General features: G+C 44.9%; 13 protein-coding genes. 4 read left to right on the plus strand and 9 right to left on the minus strand.

The window, feature by feature from the left end:
- Window positions 1-92: 92 nt before the first annotated feature.
- Window positions 93-1,487 carry a peptidylprolyl isomerase gene (locus AC58CZ_RS05095; protein WP_494223863.1) on the minus strand — a complete coding sequence of 465 codons (1,395 nt, stop codon included), beginning with the start codon at window positions 1,485-1,487 and terminating at the stop codon, window positions 93-95.
- A 157-nt stretch (window positions 1,488-1,644) separates the two neighbouring features.
- Window positions 1,645-4,689, minus strand: coding sequence for an LPS assembly protein LptD (locus AC58CZ_RS05100; RefSeq protein WP_494223862.1), 3,045 nt, complete (start codon window positions 4,687-4,689; stop codon window positions 1,645-1,647).
- 379 nt (window positions 4,690-5,068) lie between these two features.
- On the opposite strand from AC58CZ_RS05100, the gene AC58CZ_RS05105 reads away from it, so the two are divergent.
- Both AC58CZ_RS05105 and murU read left to right on the plus strand, forming a co-directional pair.
- Entirely contained in the window at window positions 5,069-6,184 is a 1,116-nt protein-coding gene (locus tag AC58CZ_RS05105; RefSeq protein WP_494223861.1) for a phosphotransferase, read from the plus strand.
- Between the two features lie 49 nt (window positions 6,185-6,233).
- The gene (gene murU, locus AC58CZ_RS05110) at window positions 6,234-6,977 is read left to right on the plus strand and encodes an N-acetylmuramate alpha-1-phosphate uridylyltransferase MurU (protein WP_494223860.1); all 744 of its coding nucleotides are present in this window, start codon (window positions 6,234-6,236) and stop codon (window positions 6,975-6,977) included.
- Between the two features lie 178 nt (window positions 6,978-7,155).
- Here murU and AC58CZ_RS05115 read toward each other — a convergent pair whose 3' ends face one another.
- From AC58CZ_RS05115 to AC58CZ_RS05145, 7 genes are all read right to left on the minus strand, one after another.
- Complete coding sequence (locus tag AC58CZ_RS05115) at window positions 7,156-7,287, minus strand: hypothetical protein (RefSeq protein ID WP_263281220.1); 132 nt, start codon at window positions 7,285-7,287, stop codon at window positions 7,156-7,158.
- A gap of 44 nt (window positions 7,288-7,331) precedes the next feature.
- On the minus strand, window positions 7,332-8,348 hold the full coding sequence (cydB, locus tag AC58CZ_RS05120) for a cytochrome d ubiquinol oxidase subunit II (protein ID WP_494223859.1): 1,017 nt from the start codon (window positions 8,346-8,348) through the stop codon (window positions 7,332-7,334).
- The gene (locus AC58CZ_RS05125) at window positions 8,348-9,847 is read right to left on the minus strand and encodes a cytochrome ubiquinol oxidase subunit I (protein ID WP_494223858.1); all 1,500 of its coding nucleotides are present in this window, start codon (window positions 9,845-9,847) and stop codon (window positions 8,348-8,350) included. Before AC58CZ_RS05125 ends, cydB begins: the two co-directional genes overlap by 1 nt.
- 452 nt (window positions 9,848-10,299) lie before the next feature.
- Window positions 10,300-12,771, minus strand: a complete 2,472-nt coding sequence (locus tag AC58CZ_RS05130; protein ID WP_494223857.1) for an esterase/lipase family protein — start codon at window positions 12,769-12,771, stop codon at window positions 10,300-10,302.
- Between the two features lie 385 nt (window positions 12,772-13,156).
- The gene (locus AC58CZ_RS05135; RefSeq protein ID WP_494223856.1) at window positions 13,157-14,335 is read right to left on the minus strand and encodes a tetratricopeptide repeat protein; all 1,179 of its coding nucleotides are present in this window, start codon (window positions 14,333-14,335) and stop codon (window positions 13,157-13,159) included.
- 198 nt (window positions 14,336-14,533) lie between these two features.
- Window positions 14,534-15,172 (minus strand): 2-polyprenyl-3-methyl-6-methoxy-1,4-benzoquinone monooxygenase, encoded by a 639-nt coding sequence (coq7, locus tag AC58CZ_RS05140; RefSeq protein WP_494223961.1) that lies wholly within the window; start codon window positions 15,170-15,172, stop codon window positions 14,534-14,536.
- Window positions 15,173-15,361: 189 nt separating this feature from the next.
- Window positions 15,362-16,693 (minus strand): MFS transporter, encoded by a 1,332-nt coding sequence (locus AC58CZ_RS05145; protein WP_494223855.1) that lies wholly within the window; start codon window positions 16,691-16,693, stop codon window positions 15,362-15,364.
- 455 nt (window positions 16,694-17,148) lie between these two features.
- Between AC58CZ_RS05145 and AC58CZ_RS05150 the strand changes: the two genes are divergently transcribed.
- Window positions 17,149-20,580, plus strand: a complete 3,432-nt coding sequence (locus AC58CZ_RS05150) for a BamA/TamA family outer membrane protein (protein ID WP_494223854.1) — start codon at window positions 17,149-17,151, stop codon at window positions 20,578-20,580.
- A 100-nt stretch (window positions 20,581-20,680) separates the two neighbouring features.
- Entirely contained in the window at window positions 20,681-25,675 is a 4,995-nt protein-coding gene (locus AC58CZ_RS05155) for a translocation/assembly module TamB domain-containing protein (protein ID WP_494223853.1), read from the plus strand.
- Window positions 25,676-25,769 lie beyond the last annotated feature (94 nt).

Here is a 25,769-nt window from a genome sequence, read left to right on the forward strand (position 1 = left end):
TGCATTGGCATATACCCTTTTTCTGTGCAAGCTAATTAGTATTATTAGCGTTCAGTGTATTAACTTATGACCAAGCAGTTGAACGTAAGTCTTTAACCGAGTACTTGGATGTAAGCACCTGCACGCAATTCTTGCAACCAGTCTTCTTGTGCTTGAGGCGCTAGGCGTTGATACAAAGCTTGGCGTGCCATATTGCGACGATATTGCTCGCTCACATCCTGCTGACGCTTACCGTCAACTTTTAAAATATGCCAGCCGAATTGAGTTTTGAATGGAGCAGAGTAGTCACCAACGGCTGTGTTTTTCATTGTGGCTTCAAATGGAGCCACCATATCTTCTTCACTGACCCAATCAAGATCACCACCGCGTCCAGCCGATCCTGGATCGTCTGAATAGGTTGATGCTAAGGCAGCAAAATCAGCGCCATTACGCAGTTGCTCATACAAATCATTAATTTTCTGTTCAGCCAGTGCATCTGTCTGTAACTCATCGACTTTTACTAAGATATGACGAGTGTGCCACTGCGGAATTAGCATGGTATCACTGGCTTTTTTATCAGCCAGCTTAACGATATCGATACCTTCAGGCGTTAGTAACGGCTCACTAACTGCACCAATATCGAGGTTGGTAATTTTGCTTGATAGCTCTGTCGGTAGGGAGGCCGCTTTGTGAAAGCCCATATCGCCACCTTGAATAGGGATAGGATAGCTACCTTGGCTTGCAGCAACAGCTTCAGAGACATTGACATTTGGTTCAAGTAAACGAGTACGCAAATCCTGTGCAACTTTTAGCGCTTCCTCACGTTGAGCTGCTGACAGACGGCTGTAGTCATCTATATAAGGAACGCGTACATGCACAGTTTGGTATTCACTTTGGTTCAAACGTTTTGCTTCAGGCGACGCCAAAAATGCATCAATATCTTGCTCGCTAATGCGTACTCGGCGACTGATTTGACGCTGCTGTAGCTCTTGAATAGCAGCATCTTCGATCAGTTGAGCACGTAATGCGGCATAACTACCAGGACGCGCGGCATCTAAGCGTTGCTGTAATGCTGAGATGCTATTAAGCCCTTGAGATTGAGCAATTTGAGCAAGGCGTTGATTGATCTCGGTCTCATCAGGAGATAGGCCGACACGTTTTACCATTGATAGTTGCAATTCACGCAAGATAAGCGCGTTTAGTACCTCTGACTGCAGTTGTGCTGAGTTTGCAATAGGTTCTCCTGCTGCTCGTGCGCGGGCTTGGGTTTGTGTAATGGCATCGACCAATTCACTTTTTAGGATAGCGTTTTCATTGACTAAAGCGACAATACCATCGGTGCTATTGGCAGGTGTCAAGCGACTTACTGCATTCTGATTAGCAGTAGTCGAGGCTTGTGCTGTGGCAGGTTTCACAGGCGCTGCTTGAGCACTTAATGTCAGTGCAAGACTGGCACTCATAGATAGCAATACAGCGCGGCTAGTTTGACGTAAAGAAAAAAATCTCATGATGCTCCTCATCAATGTCATCGCATCGGATGGTAGTCGGTCAACGCAATCCAATACTTAATAATCAAATATTTGACAGCGTGGCCTATAGTAGGGTTATAGATAATATCTTATAAATATTTGTGCAAATAGTGCGATAATCTAGCAAAAAATCTCGTTAGTCTTTCCATGCAGTTTGGACAGGTTCAAAGCCTAATATCTTATCAGAGAGCAATCGTGTTAAGCGGCTACTGCCACTACCAAGCCCATTTAATCTAATTTCCGCCATAATAGCTTGTGTTGGCTCGTCTTTGACGTTTAAGTCATTATAGTAACGACGACCGTAAACTGCAAAGCCAAAACAGCAATCTTCGTAATCAACGCCGATGAGTGAATCAAGCATCTTATTACTATTATAGTCATATTGACCTTGAGCCAATATCCGCCAGCTATTGTTGATAGGGAAAACAGCAGAGGCGGTAAATGCGGACAATGGCAACTGATCCGTATTTTCATCACGCTGACGCTTGACATAGCCCACATTGAACAAGCTATTGTCTGATGGCTGATAACGTAGCTCAGTCGTGATATAGTTCAAATCATAGTCGTTAGTCAGCGCACCGCTCACATCAACCCAAAAATTATTGTAAGGTTGGGTACTGGTATCCCATACCATGCCTGAGGAAGAAGAGTTGAAAACTCGTTGCTCATCATCAAGCGTGACACGGCCGTCATCTATATAGAACTGTTCTGCAATGCTACCATCAAAACGTGTCACACCCGTTGCATCGATGTAACGATAATTGACGCCAGGCGTAATAGAGTGCAGATCCTGCAAGCGATCATGCCCTAAGAACCAACTGTCTGAAAATAGCTGCTCATAGTTGATAGAGGCAATACGAGTATTGAAGTTAGGGATGTCGTTTTGGTTTTTGTACGGTGAATACGTGTATTTCACCCGCGGGCTAAGCAGACGATAGCCACCCATGGTGTCATCAAAAGCGCCAAAGGGTGAGCCTGCTTGGTAGAAATTCAGACCTGCATCAATGCTAGCTTGCGGCACGAATACTGATTGGCTACCATCTCCTTCACTAATGTTATTATCTGCCAAACTGTCCTCATCATATGAAGTGTAGAGATGCTGTAGGCTTAGCTTCGGTCTAATATAGCCCCAAGACTTCTCCATCGGATAGACGGCACTTATTTTGTTATAAATGCGTGCACCGCTCTTTTCATTCTCAGAGCCATCATCAATAGACTTCTTAAAATAGGCAGAATCATGTACACCAGTGATGTCAAAGTTCTTCGCCCACGGCAGTCGATAGTTGAGCTTTAGTTGTGGTAGGCGTGAATAGGGTTTGTCTTTATCCTCTAGAGCCTCACCGTTATCAGTAAACGCATCTAACGTTTGAAAGGTTTCTACTTTTAACTCACCATCGACGTAATCATTATAATAATTAACTCGAGCACGCCTTGGTAGGTTGATGGTGTTATCTGATAAACCTAAGGTATCAAAATCATCAAGATAGTCTGCATCTGATACATAGCTATATTTGGCATCACCACTTAACCGCGGAATACTTTTGGATGACCAATAATGATCATAAAAAAAGCTTTTACGATCTTCGTCATTATATTCTTTGTCATTAGGCAAGTATGAACCGTTAAAAATGCCTTCTCCATAGTTTTCGGTCAAATAACGGAACTCACCTGAGAGCATAGGATTACGATCAGTATATACATGCGTATTGAGCGTGGCATCGTAGTTGGGCGCTAGGTTGAAGTAATAAGGAACATCAATCTCAACACCGCTCTCGCTACTCACGCTCGCACTTGGTAACAAAAATCCGCTACTACGACGACTATCTATTGGAAAGTTAAAGTAGGGGAGATAAAAGACGGGCACGTCAGCAATGCGAAAAGTCGTATTATAGGCTTCACCGCGCCCTGTATCAGTATTCAAATCGATACTTTTGGCATCAAATTGCCATTTACGGTTGGTGGGTGGACAGGTGCTAAACATCACCTCGTCCAACTCGTACTCACTATCATTGGGCTTATTCAAGCGTTTAGCGTAGCCGTGTGCTTGTAGCTCAACACTAGCAAAAGCCACATCGTTGGCTGTTGATTGTCCAGTTTCAGTATTATAATTTAAGCTGTCTGCAACCCCAATCAAACCACCTTTTTTTGCTCTTTCATTAAAGCTGGCTTGAGCGTTGCTTGGTGCATTGCTACGTTGCAGTGATTGTCCTGTCGCCTGATCGGTAAACATGACTCTACCTTGTGCAGCAGCCACGCCATTGCTTAGATCAATCACAACTTTCTCTGCTTCGATATGCTGGGTGCCCTGATCGACTTTCACATTACCTGATAGCTCAGCATAGTTGATATTATTGTAATAACCATAGTCTGACTCTGTGAATAAAGGTGCTTGATTGTTGGGAATACTGTCGACATCAGGTACGGGTTGTCCATTTGCACCGCCAGCTTCATTCACAGCACGCTGATAATTAGGGTTGCTCTTTGGATAGACCCATTGACCTTCACAGCGTTGTGCACTATCTATAGCGTTTGGCAATAATCGTAAGTTTTTACCGACTTTTGGAATGGTCTGCGCTGTAGGCGCTAAAGTACTCTGTATGTTATCTGACTCAGCATCTTCTATATTATCCACGTCATTTGAGACAGGAGTCTCTGGTGTAAGCTCATAGAATTCTGCCAAACGCACTAGACTGTCTTGAATGCTCTCATCACTGATATCTAGCTGACGGTTATCCGCTACGCTATTTTCAGGTGTAGCTATAGCATTAGCGCGTGTGTCGCGGCTTACCTGATCGCTATCTGGCATATTTGATGGTTGTATCGAGGCAGTATCAGAAGACTCATTAATCTCTGTGATATTCAAAACATCATCGGAGGCGCTGTCTTCTAACTTAGCATCGCTTGCGAAACGGGTGTCATCAAAATCAGAGGCAGGAGTCGCTCTTTGAGAATTATCGATCTGTGAGCGCGCGTCTTTATAACGGATATCGTTGTAATCACTGCTTTGAGTGACATTACTGTTATTGGTATCAGGAAGGTAGCTGCTCGTACTACCAGCACTTGATGGCTCAGTTGTCTGTGTGTCAGCATCGTTGATGGCAGCATTAACCGTTAGGCTAGATAAGCCTAAGGCACCAAATAAGATCAAACGAATGCTTTGGTAAAGCGGAGAATATAACAAGGGCACACCTATGATTGCAGAGCCTATTGGATTGCGATACTGAATTGCATAGTCGTATTATTCAACAAGACAGAGTTGTTAATGAACGGCTAAAAAATCACTCATCGATAGCGTCATCTCAAGAATTTGGCTGTTTTACATATAATGACGACTAATCATAGTCAAAAAAAACCAAATCAGCTACACTATTTACCAAAATTTATAATATAGCCAAGCTACTTTTAAATGAGCTAAAAATTTCAGCTTATCGTTAAATTACTGAATGATATCTTGATATGTCTACTAACGCAGTTGTTGCGGCTTAAGATATGACCATTTTAGCAAGTATTTGCCTGACTTATCACTACTTTAATTATTTATGATTTATATTTAACCTGTGATGCCCATTATGACTGATAAAACCACTATAGAGCCTGACATGACCGATAACAATAACGACAATCGCCAACAACAACTCGAGCATTGGTTGCAGCAAGTATTTGTAGACAAGCCCTTTGATCTAGACAGTTTACCGGGTGATGCGAGTGCGCGCCGCTATCATCGCATTCAATTGCTAGAGGCTGATGGGTCAGGAGATACGCGTTATATCGTCATGGATTCTGCTGATGAGCAGGATGCCATGCGGCAGTTCATCAATGTTGCCAAGCTCATGTCGCCTGCAATCAATGTGCCGACGCTCATCGCACAAAATCTAGAAAAAGGTTTTTTGGTGCTACAAGACTTTGGTGCAGTAGAGTTTGCTCATTTGCTGAATGATGCAACACCAGAGCAAATCAATGACTATTATCAACTTGCCATGCAGACGTTAGTAGCGCTGCAAACGGTACCAGTCGAGACTGCAAAATCTCAGTATCAGCTCCCAGATTACGATACGGCGTTATTAGATCGCGAAATGAACCTGTTTAGTGAGTGGTTTATCCCTTATATCGGCGTAGAGCTGAATGAGGAGGTGTGGGAAAACTTAAAATCGGCACTCATCAATGAAATCCTGCTACAGCCACAAGTCATTGTGCATCGCGACTATCATAGTCGTAACCTCATGCAAGACCAAGCGGACACATCGCGCTTAGGTGTGATTGATTTTCAGGATGCCGTCATCGGCTCTTATGCTTATGATTTAGTATCATTGGTACGCGATGCTTATGTTGAATGGCCAGAGCACCAAGTATCTGCATGGATTAACGACTTTTGGCAGCTACAAAAGCAACAATTGCTAACCACAGCCGATAATGTGGTTCAGCTTGAAAACGACGTTAATGTAATGGGCGTACAGCGTCATTTAAAAGTACTAGGGATTTTTATTCGATTATCTGAACGCGATGGCAAAGATCGCTATTTGGGTGATATTCCCAAAGTCATGCGTGATTTAATTATTGAATTAAACTGGCTGGCTGAACAAGGTAATGACGCGATCAAGCATGCCGTCCTACCTTTTAATCAATGGCTAAAAGATGCTATTCTACCTGCATACAAAGGTAAGTTTGCTTCAGCCTAGATGATGCTTAATCAAATCGATAAACTAAATAATAAAAATAGGAGTAAGCATGTCTAACTCGACGATTACACAAGCCATGATTTTGGCTGCTGGTAAGGGCACACGTCTGCGACCATTGACATTAGAAACGCCCAAGCCTTTGGTCGAAGTGGGCGGTCAGCCACTTATTGTCTGGCATATTAAGGCACTACAAGCCGCAGGTATTACCGATATCACGATCAATGCGTCATGGCTGGCGGATAAGCTGATGGATACCTTGGGCGACGGTGCGCAATATGGAGTCAAACTACATTGGTCAGTAGAAGGTGATGAGCCGTTAGAGACGGCAGGTGGCATTTTTCAGGCATTACAGTCAGGCAAGCTGCGAGACGAGCCATTTATTCTAGTCAACTCTGATGTTTGGACGACCTATGATTTTGCTCAGTTGCGAGACTATACATTAGGCGCGGATCAGCGCGCGCACCTGTTGTTGATTGACAATCCAGAGCACAATGATGGTGGTGATTTCGCTATTAATAACGGTCTTGCCAGCGAGCAGCCAGTTGGCGATGCGGACAAGTTTACTTTCGCTGGTATTAGCGTGATGTCTCCTACGTTGGTAGAGGGATTGGTATCAGGACAACCTGCCGCATTGGCGCCACTACTTAAGCAAGCGATGATCAAATTCCAGATTACTGCTGAAGTGATTACTGATAACTGGATCGACGTCGGTACAGCCGAGCGCTTGGCACAAGTGAATGAATTTATTGAAAAAAACGATATCGATAATCATCAAGGTCGAATAAATTCATAAGATAAGCAAAAATACACTGGTAAACACAAAAAAGCAGCGTTGATCGTTCAACGCTGCTTTTTTACACAGATGATTTCTATATCTTGTTCAATCTTTACTAATAGAAATGAAGAGTGAATACAAGGGCTGGTAAATTGAGCGCGTAGCACATAGGTAACGACATTGTCTGATAACCGTGTTAAACGCCCATTGCCAGCTTAATCAATTGGGCAATCGTAAAGATCGTCAAAAATCCTGCGGCATATAAGCCCAGAAACCAAGCCCATTGTCTTTGCTTTTTACTCAAATGTTTTTTACTGAGATTTTTCATAAAGACCTCTTATCTAACTACTAGCTGCTTGTCATTTACAATGACTAGTACATATGTTCGTGATCAGTTTTACCCTTGAACACATAGTATGCATAAGCAGTATAACTTAAGATGATAGGTAACATGATTACCGCACCCACCAGCATAAATGATAGCGATGTATCGGCAGCCGCCGCTTCATGTAGCGTCATCTGATAGGGCACAATATAAGGGAAAATCGCCACACACACCCCAATATAGCCCATCAAAAATAGCGCGACAGTCAATAAGAAAGGACGATATTCACGCTCTGTGGTCAAATCTTTACGCATGATAAAGAACAATATGAGAGCAATAATCGGCATCGGCGCTAAGTAAGGCAAGCGTGCTAGTGTGAACCAATTCTCAAGCGCTTCAATGTCTGAGAAGTACATAAAGATCGTCACGATAATCATTGCGACAACCAGCGCTGACAATAACCACCCTGAGATTTTTCTTGCCCAAACCTGCAAGTCATGCTCCGTTTTTAAGATCAGCCACGTCGAGCCTAATAGCGCATAACCAATGATGACCGCAATACCACTAACAATCGAAAAGGTCGTGAGCCAGTCAAAGGGGCCACCCGTGAACAGACGGTTACTGGCGTCAAGACCATGTACCAACGAGCCAAGCATCACCCCTTGAAAGAAGGCTGCAGTGATTGAACCGACAAAAAACAAAGAGTCCCATATGTAGCGATGCGTGCTAGATTTGAAACGAAACTCAAACGCCACGCCACGCAAGATCAGACCAACCAGCATCAAAAACACAGGCAAGTACAGCCCTGTCATGATGATGCCGTAAGCGACTGGGAAAGCTGCGAATAGACCGCCGCCACCCAATACCAGCCACGTCTCGTTACCATCCCAGAATGGGGCGATAGAGTTCATCATGCGACTACGGTTTTTGTCTGAGCCTGCAAACGGAAATAAAATACCACAGCCTAAATCAAAGCCATCAAGCAGGACATAAACGAAGACTGCAAGCGCAATCAATCCACCCCAAATTAAGGGTAAGTCTAATACATCACCGAAATTAAACATTAGCGTAACCCTCCATCATCGATGTCATCTGCTGGTGTGTCGATATCTTGCTTGGTCGTGTGACCAGCAGGATCATTATCTCCGCTCAGCGTACGACCTTGACCTTCGGTTACTGAATGCTCGTAGAAATTGTCTTCGGCAGGATCGGTATAAGGTTTTGGCCCTTGACCAATCAAGCGCAAGATATAAAAGCTACCTGCACCAAAAACAAAGGTATAGACGATAATAAAGCCGATCAATGTAGTGGCAACCTGTTGGGCTGCTAAGGGTGACATACTTTCAGCTGTACGGATTACACCATAGACTGTCCATGGCTGACGCCCTGTTTCGGTGACAAACCAACCGGCAAGTAGCGCGATAAAGCCAAGCGGCGTCATCATCATCCATGCACGGTGGAACAGCTTGCTGTCAGGATTGAACTGCTGTTTTTTGAAGTATTTATAGACACTAAATAGACCCACAAGCACCATTAACATACCAATGCCAACCATAATACGGAAGGCCCAAAACACAATAATAACGTGTGGTTGGTCTTCTGGTGCCCAGTTTTTGAGACCCTTCACTTCACCATCTAACGAATGGGTGAGGATCAAACCTGTGACATAAGGGATTTTTACTTCGTATTTATTGGTTTGATTTTCTTGATCAGGAATCGCAAAGAGACGTAATGCTGCCCCGCGCTCATCTTCCCAGATACCTTCCATGGCTGCGACTTTGGCAGGCTGATGCTCAAGCGTATTTAGCCCGTGCTCATCACCGATTAATACCTGCGCAGGTGCCACAAAAATCGCCATGATCATCGCCATGCCCAACATCACGCGGCCATGTTTTCGGTGTTCGATGTGCTTTTTGGATTGTAGATAATAAGCACCAATACCACCAACCACAAAAGCAGTCGTCAAGAAAGCAGCGGTCATCATGTGTGCGTAGCGGTAGGGAAATGAGGGATTAAAAATAATCTCAAGCCAGTTGGTTGGATAAAGCAGACCATCAGCACCGACCATGAAGCCTTGCGGCGTCTGCATAAAGCTGTTGGCGGCCAAGATCCAAAACCCTGAGATCAACGTACCGATAGCGACGGTTGCAGTGGCGACAAAGTGCATGCGCTTACTAACGCGGCCCCAACCGAAGAGCATGATACCCAAAAAGGAAGCTTCTAAGAAAAATGCAGTCAGTACTTCATAAGCGAGTAGTGGGCCTAAGACGTTACCCGCCTTATCTGAAAAGACTGCCCAGTTGGTCCCAAACTGGTAAGACATTACCACCCCTGAAACCACACCCATACCAAACACCACGGCAAATATTTTTACCCAGTGTTTGTAAACTTCCGCAAAAACAGGATTGCCTGTTCTTAACCAGCGAAACTCAAGTACGGTCAGCCAGCTGGCAAGTCCAATAGAAAAAGCGGGAAAGACAATATGAAAGGAGACAACAAAAGCAAACTGGATACGCGCAAGCGTCAGCGCATCCATTTGATCGATCATAAACGTAGCAAACATAAATGGTTACTCTTATCTGTTAGCTTCATAGCGCTGTCTTCCGTACAACGCTCAAGTAACTGTCCGTAACGGTACATAAATCAAGGTGACAATGATTACGGGCAATGGCTCTTAGTGGCGTAAAACTTTAACGACATCAGGCATAAATTGTGGCTAAGGTTACGACTCACTGTTTAGCTGAATTGAATAATTTATGTCCCTATAAACTCATATACTACAGGTATGTGCTATGCATATATTATGCGCTTCCCTAGATAGTGACGCAACCCGTGCGGTTAGACAGCTGCATACCTAGGAGTCAGAAAAACAATCATAAAACACCCTTGAAAATAAAATTAACTTTATGAATAACAATGACTTGGGAATAGCGAGTATTTTTTCATAAAACATCTGTTCTGTTTATTACTTGCTTTCCCATGCATTAAAATGTTCCCCAATAACAAAAACATACATCATTCTTGTAACTGTTTATGCAAAATCCGTCGCAGTGTCAAAATAGTTTGTGGATTGGTTTGTATACTATGACCGCCATTGATAACTGTTTCAGAGGCGGCGCCATCTAGGTGAGCACTGGTATAGGGAACAATGCCGTCTGATAAACGTTGGGTTAGGGCCTGACTGATATTTTTATCAACAGTGACGGCAGCGACCAGTGGCTCAGGAGGCAGCTCTGATGTGTCATCTGACACGCTGACACTTGCGCGCTCGTCTTTAGCATCTTCTTCTAGCGCTTGCGATAAATCAATTTTGGCACCGTCAGGCTGTGCTTGAGCCAGTCCTTTGGTGATATCAGCATCATTGTTGGCAATAATTGAATGATAAGTCACACGGCTATTAATCGTTAGGTCTTTGGTTAATTCGATAAAAGAAGATTTGTCACTGAGCTGACTGGCACCGTTTTGCAAATACAAAGCGCCCAACGGGTTTTGTGCCAGATCGCCTTGCGTGGCAATCGTTGCCAAGTTGTCAGTCACTGTTTTTACCAAACCGACTGGCAGATAGACAATGCGGCGTAGCGCCCGCGTAAACCAGCGATCGGCATAATCTGTGCCACGAAATGGCGCAGACAAAAATACGGCAGTGTCTACTTGGGGCAATGAGTGAAGCTCAAACCGTTTTCTTAATTCCTTTTCGCCAAAAGACTGTTTGAGGGCGTCGCGTATTTGCCGCTTTTCACTGTTTGAGAGAATGTCTTGGTCATCCAGTCGGTCTAAGTCTTCAACCAGATTTTCATCGGATAGCATCATACGCGCGATGAGCGCGCCCATACTGTGGCTGACAATCACGCTATTTTTGCTGGCGCGATTTTGTCCTGTTGGGTCCGTCTGCTCGTAGGTAGTATTGATTAATTGCTGAATCTGATAGCGGTTTTCTAAAATAGGCAAATTGGTTGGATAAAATATTTGCCAAACCTGGTAATTGTCGCGCAGTTTGTCATCATTGAGAATATCGTTGGTGAGATTGACCCATGTGGCTGGGCTAGAGGCCAAACCATGTAGCATAATGATGACACGCTTGTCAGGGTCATAAGGTTCGAGCATAAACAGTTTGGGTAGACGAGCATCTGGCTGGCGCGTGATGAGGTTCAAATAACCCACACTATCCAACTGGTTTTCTGCCAGCCACATTCCATAACCTGCTGAGAAATTGGCTGCTAACGGATAGTTATCGTTAAGAATATTGACGGTTTCAGTTTGATATGGATTGTATAGATGGATATCGAGCTGGCGACTGCTCAGCACATCCAGTACGCTATCACCACTTGGTTTGATCAAGCCAGTCAGCAGTAGATGACCAGTAGGATAAATGCGTGAGCTTGGCTCGCTATCCTTTGTATTGTCACTTTCATTGGCGAAGCGACCCGATAGTGATGATGATAATAATTGGCGAATCGTGGTGGTATAGCGATCATCGAGAGACGCAACTAAGCTGATACCTAAACCGGGACGTTTGCTAACAGAGTTCAGCCCAGAGAGACGTAGCTCGTAAGTAGAAACTAAGTCAGCAAGCGCAGAGTCTTGCTTATGAGCATTTTGCAAATAGTTGTTTTCATTGGGCAAATAGATGCCGAGGTCATAATCATCTACTTGTACTTTCATGACTTTGACTTGGTCAATCGCTTTACCTTTTAGCGGGGCTCGGTTGGCAATCGCTGCTTGATCGCTACTATCGCGCCTAGCAGAAGGGATGGTTAAGTATTCTACTTTTTTGCCATTCATCAATTTATCTGAGTTTTCGGTCGATCGATAAAGCTGCGTGATGACATCATTGCTGGCAGCGTTATAGATATCTTGGGTCTGAATATCGTTGTCAGTTGGGATGCGGGTTTGCGTGTGAGCACTACTATAGCTTTCATCAGCACCCTCAAAATCATGAGTCAGACTGTCATAAAACAAATAAGTATAGCTATATTTAATCGCATCAAACAGTCTGTCCTGATAATTGTTTAAGCAAAGGTCGGTCTCTTCTTGCTGCGTTTTGGCATCGTCGTCGCTCAAAGGCGCATTGGCATAGTATGGGTCAAGTGGTGGACGGGCAAGTGCATTGCGGCAGTTTTGTGAGTCAGCAAGCTGGCGCGCTTTTGCGTAGTGCAGTTCTGCAAAAATTGCCAGTGCAGGTCGATAGTGTTTATTTAAAATACTGTCCGTGAGCTGAGTCAAGCACAAGTCGAATTGCTGCATACAAGCTTGCTCATTAAGACCTGCCGATAGCAAGGCAGATGCCGTATCGCTACTTAATTGATTATCAGTGACGATATTACCGCGCTGTGCTGAGATGGTCTTGGCCGATGCTTGTTTTTCCACCGAGACGACACTACAGGCTGGTAACAGCATTGCCGCTGTCAATAATACGACTGAGGCGATAGGTCGCATTTTTTTATTGGCTTGCGTTACCGTGTTTTTGCTAGGGCTAGCAGAAGTCATAAGTCAGTCCGGTAAAAAAGTAGTTATGAGAAAATCAGCAATGGAAGTACTTTTGGTTATGGTAGAGTTTAGCGTAACTTTTGATATTAGACTATTTTATTTGAAAGGTTATAACCAAGCGCTATATATCGAATGACTTTTTCAAGTGATGGTTATTGTTTTTAGATACACTTAAATTTTTGGTTAAAAAGGGCATTTATTTAGACAAAGAAAAAAGAGGTAAAGTAGAAAAAGATGAGGCTCTGTGCAGGCAGGTTTCTATTAGGCACAAAAAAGCCAGACACAAAAAAGCGCCTTTGCTTTATATTCATAAAAACAAAGGCGCTAAGTATTCTAAGGCTACAAAATTATTTGTTTATCTTTAGTATAGACAAACAGTGCCAATTTAGGCACCTGGTTTGACATTGATATCTGGTGCAGGGATGTCCCAAATGTAGAATTTGCCATCTTCCACCAGTTTGATTTGTTGAGGAATCACGGTGTTGTTAGGGTATTTTTCTTCAAGACGACGTAGGCGCTCTAGGGCGCTGGCACGGCGATCACTGAGTAGATCTGACTGTGCCAAGCTTTGCTCTGCTTCGGTATAACCTAGCGATACGGCGCGGTCTAGATATTTTTGGCCTTCTTTAAACCCGCCACCTTCTGATAACATCATGCCATATAAGAAGTTGGCTTCACCGCTATCTGGTTGAATTTTGATGGCACGGTCAACATACTGCCCGCCGCGTACCGTGTAGTCTGAGCCCAAGTCCAGATTACGGCCCATACCATTGAGTTTGGCTGCACGAATTAATACATCGTAAGACGCATTTGGTGATTTGGCATAAGGCTCGATCCAATCAGCCAATACTTTGATTTTTTCGCGAGTATAATGGCGCTGAGTGCGGTTAGGGAAGTTTGGTGGATAGTGACGAGCATTCGGTGAGACGTCTGCGATGAAATCATCAAGCAAGCTGACATCAAGTTTATCAGTACCTAGGCCTTTTTGTTGTGGGATCAAGACGGTTTTAATAAAGCTCACATCTGAAAGCTGTACTTGTGGCGTTGGAATATTTGAGAGCTGACCACTGCGCAGATCAATACCAGTCGCAGTCATCGGGCCTGGCTCATACACGCGTGTGGTACCGCTGAACACAGGGGCGTTAGCTGGATTCATCATTTGCGATGCCGGTGGCTGAGCGGCGCTGACAGGTACACGATTTGGTTGAGTACTGTTTGATTGCATCATCTGCGTTGCCTGTGCCGTGCTCAAAGGCGTACGGTTAGGCTGAGTGTTGCTTGACGGCATCATTGGCTGAGTATTAACTGACTGAGCGCTATTAGCAGGCGTAGCATCTGTTGTGCTTTGAGCTGTGCTGGTCGTTGCACCTGGCCTTGCTAGACGAATCACGCGTTTACTGGAATCTATAGCGCTCGGTACAGCAGGTGCTGATGTAGCAGCAGTGTCAGCTTCTGCAGCATTCACAGGCGCAGAAAGCATCATTGCACAGGCGGCCGCGAGCGCAGTCAAGGTTGCAAGCTTTGGCGACTTGGAAGACGCGCTATTAGAGAGAGTTGCTTTCATAAAAATCATTACCTTATTTAGTCGTTATTTATTTATTAATCGGTTGATAATCAGGATATATGTTTGCTGCAAAATCGTACAAATTTTTAATACCCTAGCAAATTAAGCTTTGCGCTATCTGTGGTAGGATTGTTACTCGCTAGCGCTGAGCAAATCGAGTATTGCTCGTCATCTCAGACATCAAATTGCTATTTGCCTTTATAAATGATAAGCGGTCGCCTTCATACGGTTGGCCATCCAGCGCATTGTCTGACGCACAGGGGACGACAGTGCCGTCCCGCCATTTGCTAGTGCCAGCTCGCGATGATGTTGCTCTTCGATATCCATTTGTGCCAGTATTTCTCTTGAGCGTTGATCATGTTCGGGTAGTTGATTGATATGATCTTGCAGGTGCTCGCTAACTTGTGCTTCTGTCTCCGCGACAAACCCCAAACTAAACTCATTTGAGATGGCGCCTGCGACTGCACCTAGGCCAAAAGACATCCCATACCAAAGCGGGGTAAACACACTCGCATGGCTACCCAGCTCATTTAAGCGCGTCTCGCACCAGACCAGATGATCGACTTCTTCTTCAGCAGAGTTTTGCATGGCTTGCTTGACGCCACTGTCTTTGGCAGCAAATGCTTGTCCATGGTAGAGACCTTGCGCGCACACTTCACCGGTATGATTGATACGCATCAGCCCTGCGACATGGCGCGCCTCTGTGATAGTCAGTTCAGGAATCTCGTCACTACTCACTGGCAATGGGCGCGTACTGGGGTTTGAGTTTGGCACGACAGCTCGTAATGCTTTGTCGACCCCAAGCAATAGCTGATCGATTTTGGATAAAGGACGCAGGGCCATGGTTCACTCCTGATGGCGTTAAATTCTATCAATAAAATAAGACTAGTGACTGCTCTAGGATAATAATCCTGTGCACAGCTCTTATGTACATTACTATAGCAAACAATCCAAATTATCGGCATCAATATTATTACCTTGATAACCTATCGATTGCTATCGTTATTTGAGCTCAATATGGCTCATTTATATAACCACTTCATCATTGGTTTGGATAACCGCCTGTTTAATATGCCTATTTAGCTTAAGGTATAAGAAGATACCAAAAACAATATTGAGCACACCTGTTACCAAAAATAGCTGCGGTAGACTTAGCCCTAATGCATTTAAGATGACAATCGCAAAAATCGCTGATGTGACCATAAATATCGCATTGAATATATTGTTGGCACCCACGATACGCGCGCGATGGCTCTTCGGCGCATAGGCCTGCATTGAGGCATATAAAGGCACAATATATAAACCGCCACTGAATCCCAATAAGAACAAATCAGCAAAAACGCGCCAGCTCCCACTGACACCGAATAAATCACTGATGCCAAGCAATGTGTCATTATTCACATTTATGTTTAGGCTTGAAAGTGAAAAGTACAAATCAATAGCAAAGATACTCAATCCAGCAATACCAAAAGGCAATAGGCGCAGGCTGACTTGGTTTTTGGTCAATGATTTGCATAGGAGCGAACCTATCGATACCCCTACTGAAAATAGCGTCAATAGAAAAATCACCACCGACTCATCACCGTGCAAAATGACTTTGCTGAACTCTGGCACTTGAGTCAAAAACGTCGCCCCATAGAACCAAAACCAGCTGTTGCCAAGAATGACAAAAAACAAGAATGGCAGAGAGTAGAGATAGCGTACCGTAGACAAGCTGATGGTGATAATATTCCAGTTAATCTTAAGATCAGGCTGCATGGCTGGCATGTTAGGGATATAGCGCGCTGCCAGATAACCCAGCACAGCAACGACCAATACGGTAGCGCTAATCCAATATAAGGAGTGTGACAGCTGAGTTAAGATACCAGCGACAATCATACCAACAAGAATGGCTAGAGAAGTGCCCATTTGAAACAGACCGTTGGCACCGACCAGCTCATCTTCTTTCATCGCCTGTGGTAGATAGGCGTACTTAATCGGTCCAAAAAAGGTCGAATGCGTGCCCATCAAAAACAACGCGACAAATAAAAGGGTGTACCATTCAAAAACAAAACCAACCGCAGCGATTGCCATGATGACCAGCTCAAGCACTTTGATAAACTGCGTGAGCTTAGATTTTTCATACTTATCAGCGATTTGTCCTGCCAACGCCGAAAACAAAAAGTAGGGCAATATGAATAACATCGCGGCCAAATTGTTTAAAATACTGACTTCGACGCCCAATTGACTGGCAGCGGTATAAGTCAGAACCAGTATGAGTGCTTGTTTAAAGATATTGTCATTAAACGCACCCAAAAACTGGGTGAAAAACATGGCGCTAAAACGGCGGCGCTTAAATAGCTGAAACTGATTGGACATGAACGTTCCTACAGATGAGACGCGGCTGATAAAGTAAGAAGAGGCGCTGAACGCAGCTTATAATGCGATAGCAATCATCAATATTATCAAAAACTTATCGAAATACAGCATAGGTTTTATCAATATTAAGCCGTATAATAGCAAGGCTTAGGTAAAAATACATGAAACCTGCGCTATGATTTCATAATTAACTAAGTTATGATTTGTAAATTTTATATGGTTGCATTAAAAGGTGCGAGCGACGGTAAAGGTGAAGGCTTGCTATCAATTAAGACAGTTTGTATGGTGTCACCCATCGAGTGCTGAGATTTAATATGCGCTAGAGACTTCCATCATGACAAGCAACGTAGTAAACCATTAATTTCAGCCCACTGCTATAAGTTTATTCACCGGTCAGACTTGGCGATCATCAATCGTTAATAATAGTATGCCGCGTGAAGGGATAGGACGTAAACATGACCCAGCCGCCTTCAACTCGAGCACGCAACATATTAATGAGGCAGCGTGACAGCGTGAGTATTCAGAATGATATCAGCATCCAAAGCACTCATGTCGGTACTCCCCGTATTCACTTTAAGCGCTCAGCGCTCTGTACCGCGCTAGCTACTAGTCTAGTCAGTGTCGCACCTGCGGCATTGGCTGAGACAACCAACACAAATATCACCAATCCATCGACCAGCAATCAAGTCGCTAAGACTCAATCAGCTAACAATCAAACGGCCAATAATACATCAGGCACACTATCAGACGATGATACCCAGCTCGATGCTGCCCTAGATGCACTACGTCTAAAAAAGGCAGTAGAGCAAGGTATTATTGATCAGTCGGTCTTGGATGACTATAGCGAGCAAAATTTGGGCATCAAAAAATCTGATGCTAACTTGTCATCGTCTCAGAATGACAGTGCCCGAAATAATAATCAGAATAGTGGCCTGCAAGATTCAAATCGTTTCGACGAGGATATGTACGCAGAAGGCATGCAGGCAGATCTATCTAACGATGATTTGTTGCAGCAAGCAGCTGCCATACAGCAGCAAGGCTATCAGATGATGACGCCTGAGCAAATTGACCATGAGTTGGCGGCGCTCGATTTACAAAATGCTCAAGATATCGACAGCATTAATAACAACAGTGCCTTTGATGCGCCAATTGCCACATTGAACGACACAGCGCCGCCCATCGGCTTAGATGTTGACTTAGATGCGACCAACTTGCCTATGCCTAGCAATCTTGACACACTGGGTAGAAGTGAGGCCGCAGCAGAACAGGCAGCCACAGCTGAAATTATGTCACGTCCCATTAACGTGAGTGACTCTGTCAGTAGTGGCAATGTCAATGCGGCAAATGGCATTAATGATGAGATAATAGCAGGTAATAGCGATATAACCGATGGCGGTAACATGCCCTCAGATGTGATTGATCCTGAAGACTACCTACCGGATTATCAGAATGATACTCAGGCCGTCAATCAAAGCATCGAGCAAGCTGACCAGTCAAAACCACTTGCACGTAATAAAAGCAACATTGTCAAGCGTCTCTATAATCGCTTTTTCAATGGTGGTGTGATGGCTTTACCAAGTGTGGAGACCACAGTTTATATACAACAAGCTGGCGCCGAAGACACGGCTAATGGTCAACCAAAACTCATCAAAGCTGACGACGATATTCAGCCAATGAAGAATATTAAAGCGGCCCTCGATGATACGACAGTGCAGTCGGTCATTGATTTTACCGCAGCGCTACCACGTTTGCGTCAAACGGCATTGGATGCTGCCAAAGCAGTGGGTTATTATGATGTCACTCTCAGCCTGCGTCAGCCTACGCGTGATACGATCAATGTGGTGATCGAAGAGCTGGGCGAGCCTGTTATTGTAGACAGCCGTATCGTTGATATCCGCGGTGAGGGCGGTGAGCAAGCAGAGTTTGTCGCGCTTGAAAAAGACTTACCGCCGCAAGAAGGGGATGTCTTTAATCATCGTGTCTACAAGAGTAGCAAAGCGGCGCTTGAGTCTTTGAGTAATACTTATGGATATTTTGATCAGTATTGGTTGAACAAATCTGTCGATATTATCTTACCAGACAACAAAGCGGATATGTCTTTGGTCTACAACACAGGCGACCGCTACGAGTTTGATGATGTTGTTTTCTTTACCTATGACAAAGAAACCAACACGCTGACACAAGACCCTGACAAACTCCCAGTAGAATTGTCCTTATTGCAGCAGTTGTATGAGTTTGCGCCGGGCGATCCTTTCTATCGTCCGTCAGTGACAAAGTTTAGTAATGACTTATCAGCGACTCGCTATTTCAACACTGTCAACGTTGAATCAATATTACCGCCAGATGACCGTAGTGAGACAAGTACACTGGCATTTGACAACGCGCCTGCCAATAGCAATGCTATATTGGATGAGGATGTTGATAATGATGGCATCTCAGATATGACTGGAGATAATGCTACTCTAGCAGCATCCAATAATCGTTTGGCTAGTACAGAAGATACGGGTAGTAGTACTGGCGTAGAGCGTGAAAGTGCGCTTGGCAATGGTAGTGGAGAGACGGTCAATGAAGCTGATATTGCTGCTATCGAGTTTGAGGTTGATGAAGAAACGCTTGATAAGCTACAAGCCGTTAAGCAAAAAGCAGAGCGTCTAAGCCGCCTGCCGGATGACCGCGTGTTGGATGAAAAAGACCAAGAAGCGGATAACTTATTAGGCAAAATTAGTGATTCAATTAGCAATGTTGCCAAAAAAATATTCCCTGATGAAGAAAATCTACTGGCTGATGAAAACTTTGTGCCGCCAACTTTAGCAGGGCGTAAAACACCGCAAGACGTTGCCACAAGCAAAAAAGTACCGTTGTATGTCTTTGTATACGCTGATAAGCCGCGTGATGCTCAGGTTGGTTTGGGTTATGGTACTGACACAGGCGTGCGAGCAACCGCCAAGATCGATTATAATTTGCTTAACCGTCAGGGCTATCAAGCAGGCGCAGAAACCGAAGTGTCTAGAATCAGCAAAAATGTCGCTGTCTACGCGAGCCGCCCTTGGAATCACCCACTCAATGATAAATTAGATGGGCGTCTAACTTATGAAGAAGAGGTCATTGACCAAGGCAAAGGTAATTTTGATTTGTCTACCACCACATTAAAAGCCGCTCTGGCCCGCAACATCCGTCGTGACAATGGCTGGAATCGTAGCTACTCTGTACGGTATCGTTTGGATGAGCTAGAAACGGGCGTTGACGGCGCCGCGCGTGATGATTTACCTATCCGCTTTACTTCCTCAAATCCTAAGCAGCAAGCATTGCTGTTTGGCTATGGTATGAATAAAACCGACACGGATAGTGCGACCAATCCAACGCGCGGTATGCGTCAGTATTATTCGATTGAAGCAGGTGCTGACAAAGCGCTGAGTGATACTGATTTGGCCATCGTGCGTGCTGGCGTGAGTGGACTTTATAGCTTTGGCGATGACGAAAAACATCAAGTGCTTGGTAGTTTGAATGGTGGTTATATTTGGGCAGATGATTTCTATGATGTGCCTTACAAATTGCGCTTTTTCGCAGGTGGCGACCAAAGCATCCGTGGCTATGATTACGAGAGCTTATCGCCACTAAATGATAAAGGCTATCTGACAGGCGGGCAAGTACTAGCGGTTGGTAGTGCAGAGTATAACTATGAGTTCAAACCGGGCTTTCGTGGCGCATTTTTTACCGATGTTGGTAATGCGTACGACAAAGACTTTGATGCTGAAACCAAAGTTGGCGTCGGCGTCGGTGTGCGCTGGGCCTCTCCTGTCGGAATGGTGCGTGTCGATGTCGCTGCAGGGGTGACAGAAGACAATATTCCTGTGCGATTACATTTCTTTATTGGCTCGCCATTGTAAAAGCTTACTTCCTACATATGAACACAGATCGCTTGAACCGTTTTATTCATTACTTATCGTACCGATTGCTGGTCATTACTTTTTAACGTAGTTGAGTGTCATGCAGACAAAAAATACCCCGCCTAACAATGCACCAGATGAAGACCCAGCACAGCGCGATGCTCGTGCCGTTAGGCGCTGGTATCCGCTATCATTTTTACTCAAGCTACTGGTACTGATTATTATCGTACTAGCGATTATGTTTGCGATATTTTTTTATGCTGCAGGCACGGACTCTGGCACCAAGTTTATTTTAGAAAAAATCAGTGCTGAGACGGGTATCGATTTCAAATATGGGCGCGGTAATTTGCGTGACGGTATTTGGGTGACAGATATCGATATTAAAGCCACTGAAGACCTTGAGGTATTAGTAGACAAAGCTTATGTCAAGATAGGCTGGCGTGCGGTATTTGCAAAAGAAGTACATCTAAGCGATGCTGACATTCAAACCATCGAGATCCTCAATAAAAAACCACCGACTGGTGAACCGTTTGATTATAAAACCCTAAAGTTACCAGTCAATCTACGTTTCGATCACGCAAAAATCAATAAAATTATTTATAAACAAGTAACCAAAGATCCTATTGTCATCAACAATACTACGGCTCGCGATCTCACATGGGTTGGCAGTACAGTGACGGTCGGTCGCGGCAGCTTGCAATATGCTGATATTGTAAAAGTCAGTGCCTTACAAGGTGAGGCAGATTTACAAGGCGACTACCCACTGGATCTGAGCGCGATTGTAGAGGTGAGTGCGCTTGAAAAAGCTTATATCGATCCATTGAATATCACGGCAACAGGCTCGCTAAAACGTACGGTTGGGCAGGTGCGTAGCCGCTATAACGACAGCGACGTTAGCGGCGATTTTGTGGTTCAAGGCCTAGATGCAGGCGCACCGTTTCAGGCAAAACTGAAGTGGGATGATATTTTGGTCCCTTATGCAGACGACCAAAATATTCATCTAAAAAGCGGTATGGCTACGGCATCAGGCGTTATCTCTGAGATAAGGCTGCGCATCAATACAGAGCTGACCTCTAAAGATATTCCTTCGGGACATTATCAAGGGCGCGGCGTCATTGCAGACAGTCAATTGCGTATTGACCGCTTAGAAGCCGACGTTCCCTCTGGACGTTTGCTGCTTCAGGGCATCTTAGGCTGGAAAGAGAGCTTTAATGCGACAGTGCGTGCGGCTGGTAGTAACTTTGACATTCGACGTGCGATTCCTGATGAGTATGCTGATTTTAAAGCGTATGCTCCGCAAACGCTCAATGGTAGATTATCGTTACGTTATCAGCAGCAAAACAGTACAGGTAATACAGAGATTGATGTAGACCTACGTCAGCGTGATGGCGAATATGTCAATGCCAACCTAGTGCGCGGCAAGACGTCTGCTAAATCTCAACAGACAGCGCCTTGGTATATTGATGCAAGATGGAAAAACTTGACCCGCCGTGATGTGCCTAATATTGGTAACATCAATAGTCCGCGTGGTCAGGCCGATGTGATCGTCCGTGGTTCAAACCTATCCGTTGATGCCAATGCAGTGATCAATGAGCTCAATGCGGCGCCCAAAGGCAACTATGATGTGCGCTTGCGTAAAGCAGGTGACGTCATTGATATCAACCGCCTCAATTATGATGGCATCGTAGGCGACCTATCAGGAACTGGGCAGATTCGGCTAGCAAATAAAAACCGCCCACTGACGTGGAAAATCGATGCAGTGACCAAAGGTTTATTGCCTAAAGAGTACCGTAGTGACTTACCACTTGAGCGTCTAAGAGGGCGTGTGAGTGCTCGTGGTCGCCTGTTAAATATCACCAAAAATGGCGTTAGCGGTCAGCGCCATGTGATTACTGTCAATAATACCGACTTACAGGCACAGCTTGATGCCACGCAAAACGGTCGCGCGATCGGTATAACAGGTAGCGGTGATGCCAGTGTCGATATCGTGGGTGGTGAGTTGTCTGTATTTGACGCACGTTTTGATGGTCAGATCGATACAGCAGATGTACCAAAAGGTCGTCTATCAATCGACGCAGCGGGTACGCCAAAATTAATTAGTATCCGTAAATTGAATTATGATGGCGAAGCTGGTGCGGTGAATGCCAAAGGTGTCATTGACTTGCGCAATAACATCGGCTGGACCGTCGATGGTCGCTTTGACAACTTTAATTTGGGTTACTTTTTACCTAATAACCCAGCAATCATCACAGGTGATCTAAAAACCAGTGGCGAGTGGCAGGCTGCGCCTAAAAACAGCCCAAATACCGCAGGTAAATTACAGCGTTTTGCTGTGAATTTCGATGGGGTTTTGGATGCCGAGCAGTTACCAGCAGGTAAGCTGAATATTAACGCGAGCGGCGATAGTCAGCTGATCCGTATCAACCGTCTGCGGCATGTGGGCGCGGCAGGTAGTATTGATGCCAAAGGAACGGTTGATGTGCGTCAAGGCATTGCATGGGACATTAGTGCCGTGATGGATCGCTTCAATATCGGCTATTTCCTAAAAGATACCCCAAGCCGTATCACGGGTACCATCGATACGGATGGACGTTGGGGCGATACGCAGCAGACCGTCAATATCAGACAAGTCAATCTGAGCGGTATGCTAAAAGGACAGCCGCTCAGTGCCAAAGGTAGTTTGGCTGCAAAACTGCGCTTGCCAAAAGACTTAGCCAGCTATTTCAAACGTCTACAAACACAAGATGCCCAAGCACAGTATAAGCAAGTGAATGCATTGATCGATAGTTTAAATGCTGACAACTTGATACTACGCTGGGGTGACAACTATGTCACTGCTAATGGCAATGCCAAACAGCTACAGACCAAAATCAATATCACAAGCTTAGATCAACTGTCAGATAAGCTTGCTGGCAAAGTAACTGGTGGAGCGACTTTGTCTCAACCAGCAGGTCAGGCACTACCGACGATCTATATCGACTTGGTGGGTGAGCGAATTGCATTACCGGGCTTTATTTTGCGTCAAGGTCGTATACGTGGCAAGTTGGTTAATCTAGCCAATAGTCCAAGCCAGCTTATCGTCAGCGCTGAAGGTCTGGATGCTGCGGGACAAAGCTTCGATAGTGTAAAAGCCTCCTTTAATGGGACTGAGCAATCTCATATCGTTGATCTAAATGTAGCCAATCAGCAGCTTGATGTTGGCGCTAGGCTTAAAGGTGGGTTTGATCGCGACAAGCTTCGTTGGTCAGGGGTCATCGGTAAAGGCCGCGTTAAATCCAGATACGCTACCTTAAATCAATTACAGCCAGCACAGCTGATTGTGAATTTGCCTAATAATCAAAATGGCAATAATACAGATCTCAAAGTACAGTTGGCTGCATATTGTTGGCAAGCCACGGACCAAACGGGCAAGCTATGCTTACGCAAGAACTTAGTGGCTTCTCCAGCCAGTGGTGAAGTCGATGTGGCATTGCAGAATTTAGATACGTCGCTATTCTCAGTATTTTTACCAAAGGATATTGATTGGCACGGCAAGATTAATGGTAAAGCCATTGTCGGTTGGCAACGTGGTCGTCCGCCAACTATTAACACGACACTCTATTCAGACAATGGCAAAATCGGCTTGATTCAAGACGGGGATAGCACGCCTGTGACACTGCCTTATAAGCGTGTTTCACTAATCGCCTTGTCGGTGCCAGAAGGTCTCAAGCTGCGTACCGACATCAATACGGGTCGCGGTGCTCGCGGTTATGCTGAAGTCGTTGTTGATCCTTACAAAACACCGAAACCAATCTCTGGTGCACTCGTGTTAAATGAGCTTGATTTGGCGATATTTAAGCCTTTCTTCCCAGGTATGAGAGTACTAAAAGGCAACGTTACAATGGCAGGAGGACTGGGCGGTACGCTAGATAAGCCGCAGTTCTATGGTGATGTGAAACTCTCTGATGGCCGTATCGCTATGCTGGATTTGCCAGTGAATCTGACCAATGTCAATACACAGGCCAAAATTCGGGGTACGCAAGCGACTATCGATGGTACGTTCAAAAGCGGCACAGGAACAGGCACACTGACCGGTACGGTCAATTGGCAGCAAAAGCTACAAGCCAAATTGAGTATCGTTGGTGAAGGATTGGTTGTGACGCAGCCGCCACTACTCGTGGCTGAGATCAATCCTGATATCGACATCATCGTACGCCCAACGGATCGCTATGTGGATATTAAAGGCGCTATCAGCGTGCCAATCGCTACCATTCGTCCACCAGAGGCCAGCGAAGACATTGTGACTCAATCAGAAGATGTGGTAGTGCTGGATCGGCGTTTGATCGGCAACATCGATGAGGTATTGGCAATATCAAAACCTTGGTCTATCAATGCCGATATCGGTGTTGATTTGGGTGATGATATCAATTTCCGTGGTTTTGGTGCCGTTATTCCATTGGCTGGTGCAATTAACATCAACCAAAATGGCACGGGCATCATGCGTGCCAAAGGAGTGGTTCAAGTATCACGTCGTACCAATATCAATGCTTTTGGTCAAAGCCTAGAGCTAAATTATGGTCAAGTGCGTTTTAATGGCGATGTCATGAAGCCTAGCTTGAGTATTGAAGCGGCAAAAACCATCAACGGTAAAACAGTGGGTCTACGCGTAAAAGGCAATACCGAAAACCCCAACATCATCGTCTTTAATAATGCAGGATTGACCCAGCAGCAAGCGATGAATGCGCTGGTGACAGGGCGAATCGATAATAAGAGCGCCACTCAAATCAGTGAGCAAGGGTTCAAATCACAAGTGACCAATAACCTAGCCGCTGCTGGACTAAGCTTTGGTCTGAGTGGTACGCGCAGTCTGACCAATCAAATCGGACAGGCCTTTGGTTTACAGAGCTTGACGGTGGATGCCTCAGGTAGTAGTGAAGATACCAATGTCAATGTCACCGGTTACGTGACCCCTGACTTGTATATCCGCTACGGCGTGGGTGTCTTTAATGCTCAAAATAGCTTATCTGTTCGCTATCAATTGACTCGTCGTATTTACGTAGAAGCCAGCTCGGCTGCTGAAAATGCGGTAGACGTGGTCTATAGTTGGCAATTCTAACGCTCTTACTTGACCGAGTGGGTGTCTGATTAGCGGTATGGATTGAGACGGATTCTTATAATTATTGCTTTACAAAAAAAACGCCTTCATTACG

It is taken from the genome of Psychrobacter sp. CR212 (assembly GCF_059693765.1).

Coding starts and splice junctions, on each gene's coding strand:
- AC58CZ_RS05115 (WP_263281220.1), bottom strand. CDS start 7,287: ATGAAAAATCTCAGTAAAAAACATTTGAGTAAAAAGCAAAGACAATGG.
- AC58CZ_RS05145 (WP_494223855.1), bottom strand. CDS start 16,693: ATGTCCAATCAGTTTCAGCTATTTAAGCGCCGCCGTTTTAGCGCCATG.
- AC58CZ_RS05135 (WP_494223856.1), bottom strand. CDS start 14,335: ATGAAAGCAACTCTCTCTAATAGCGCGTCTTCCAAGTCGCCAAAGCTT.
- AC58CZ_RS05095 (WP_494223863.1), bottom strand. CDS start 1,487: ATGAGATTTTTTTCTTTACGTCAAACTAGCCGCGCTGTATTGCTATCT.
- AC58CZ_RS05155 (WP_494223853.1), top strand. CDS start 20,681: ATGCAGACAAAAAATACCCCGCCTAACAATGCACCAGATGAAGACCCA.
- AC58CZ_RS05125 (WP_494223858.1), bottom strand. CDS start 9,847: ATGTTTGCTACGTTTATGATCGATCAAATGGATGCGCTGACGCTTGCG.
- AC58CZ_RS05105 (WP_494223861.1), top strand. CDS start 5,069: ATGCCCATTATGACTGATAAAACCACTATAGAGCCTGACATGACCGAT.
- cydB (WP_494223859.1), bottom strand. CDS start 8,348: ATGTTTAATTTCGGTGATGTATTAGACTTACCCTTAATTTGGGGTGGA.
- murU (WP_494223860.1), top strand. CDS start 6,234: ATGTCTAACTCGACGATTACACAAGCCATGATTTTGGCTGCTGGTAAG.
- AC58CZ_RS05150 (WP_494223854.1), top strand. CDS start 17,149: ATGACCCAGCCGCCTTCAACTCGAGCACGCAACATATTAATGAGGCAG.
- AC58CZ_RS05130 (WP_494223857.1), bottom strand. CDS start 12,771: ATGACTTCTGCTAGCCCTAGCAAAAACACGGTAACGCAAGCCAATAAA.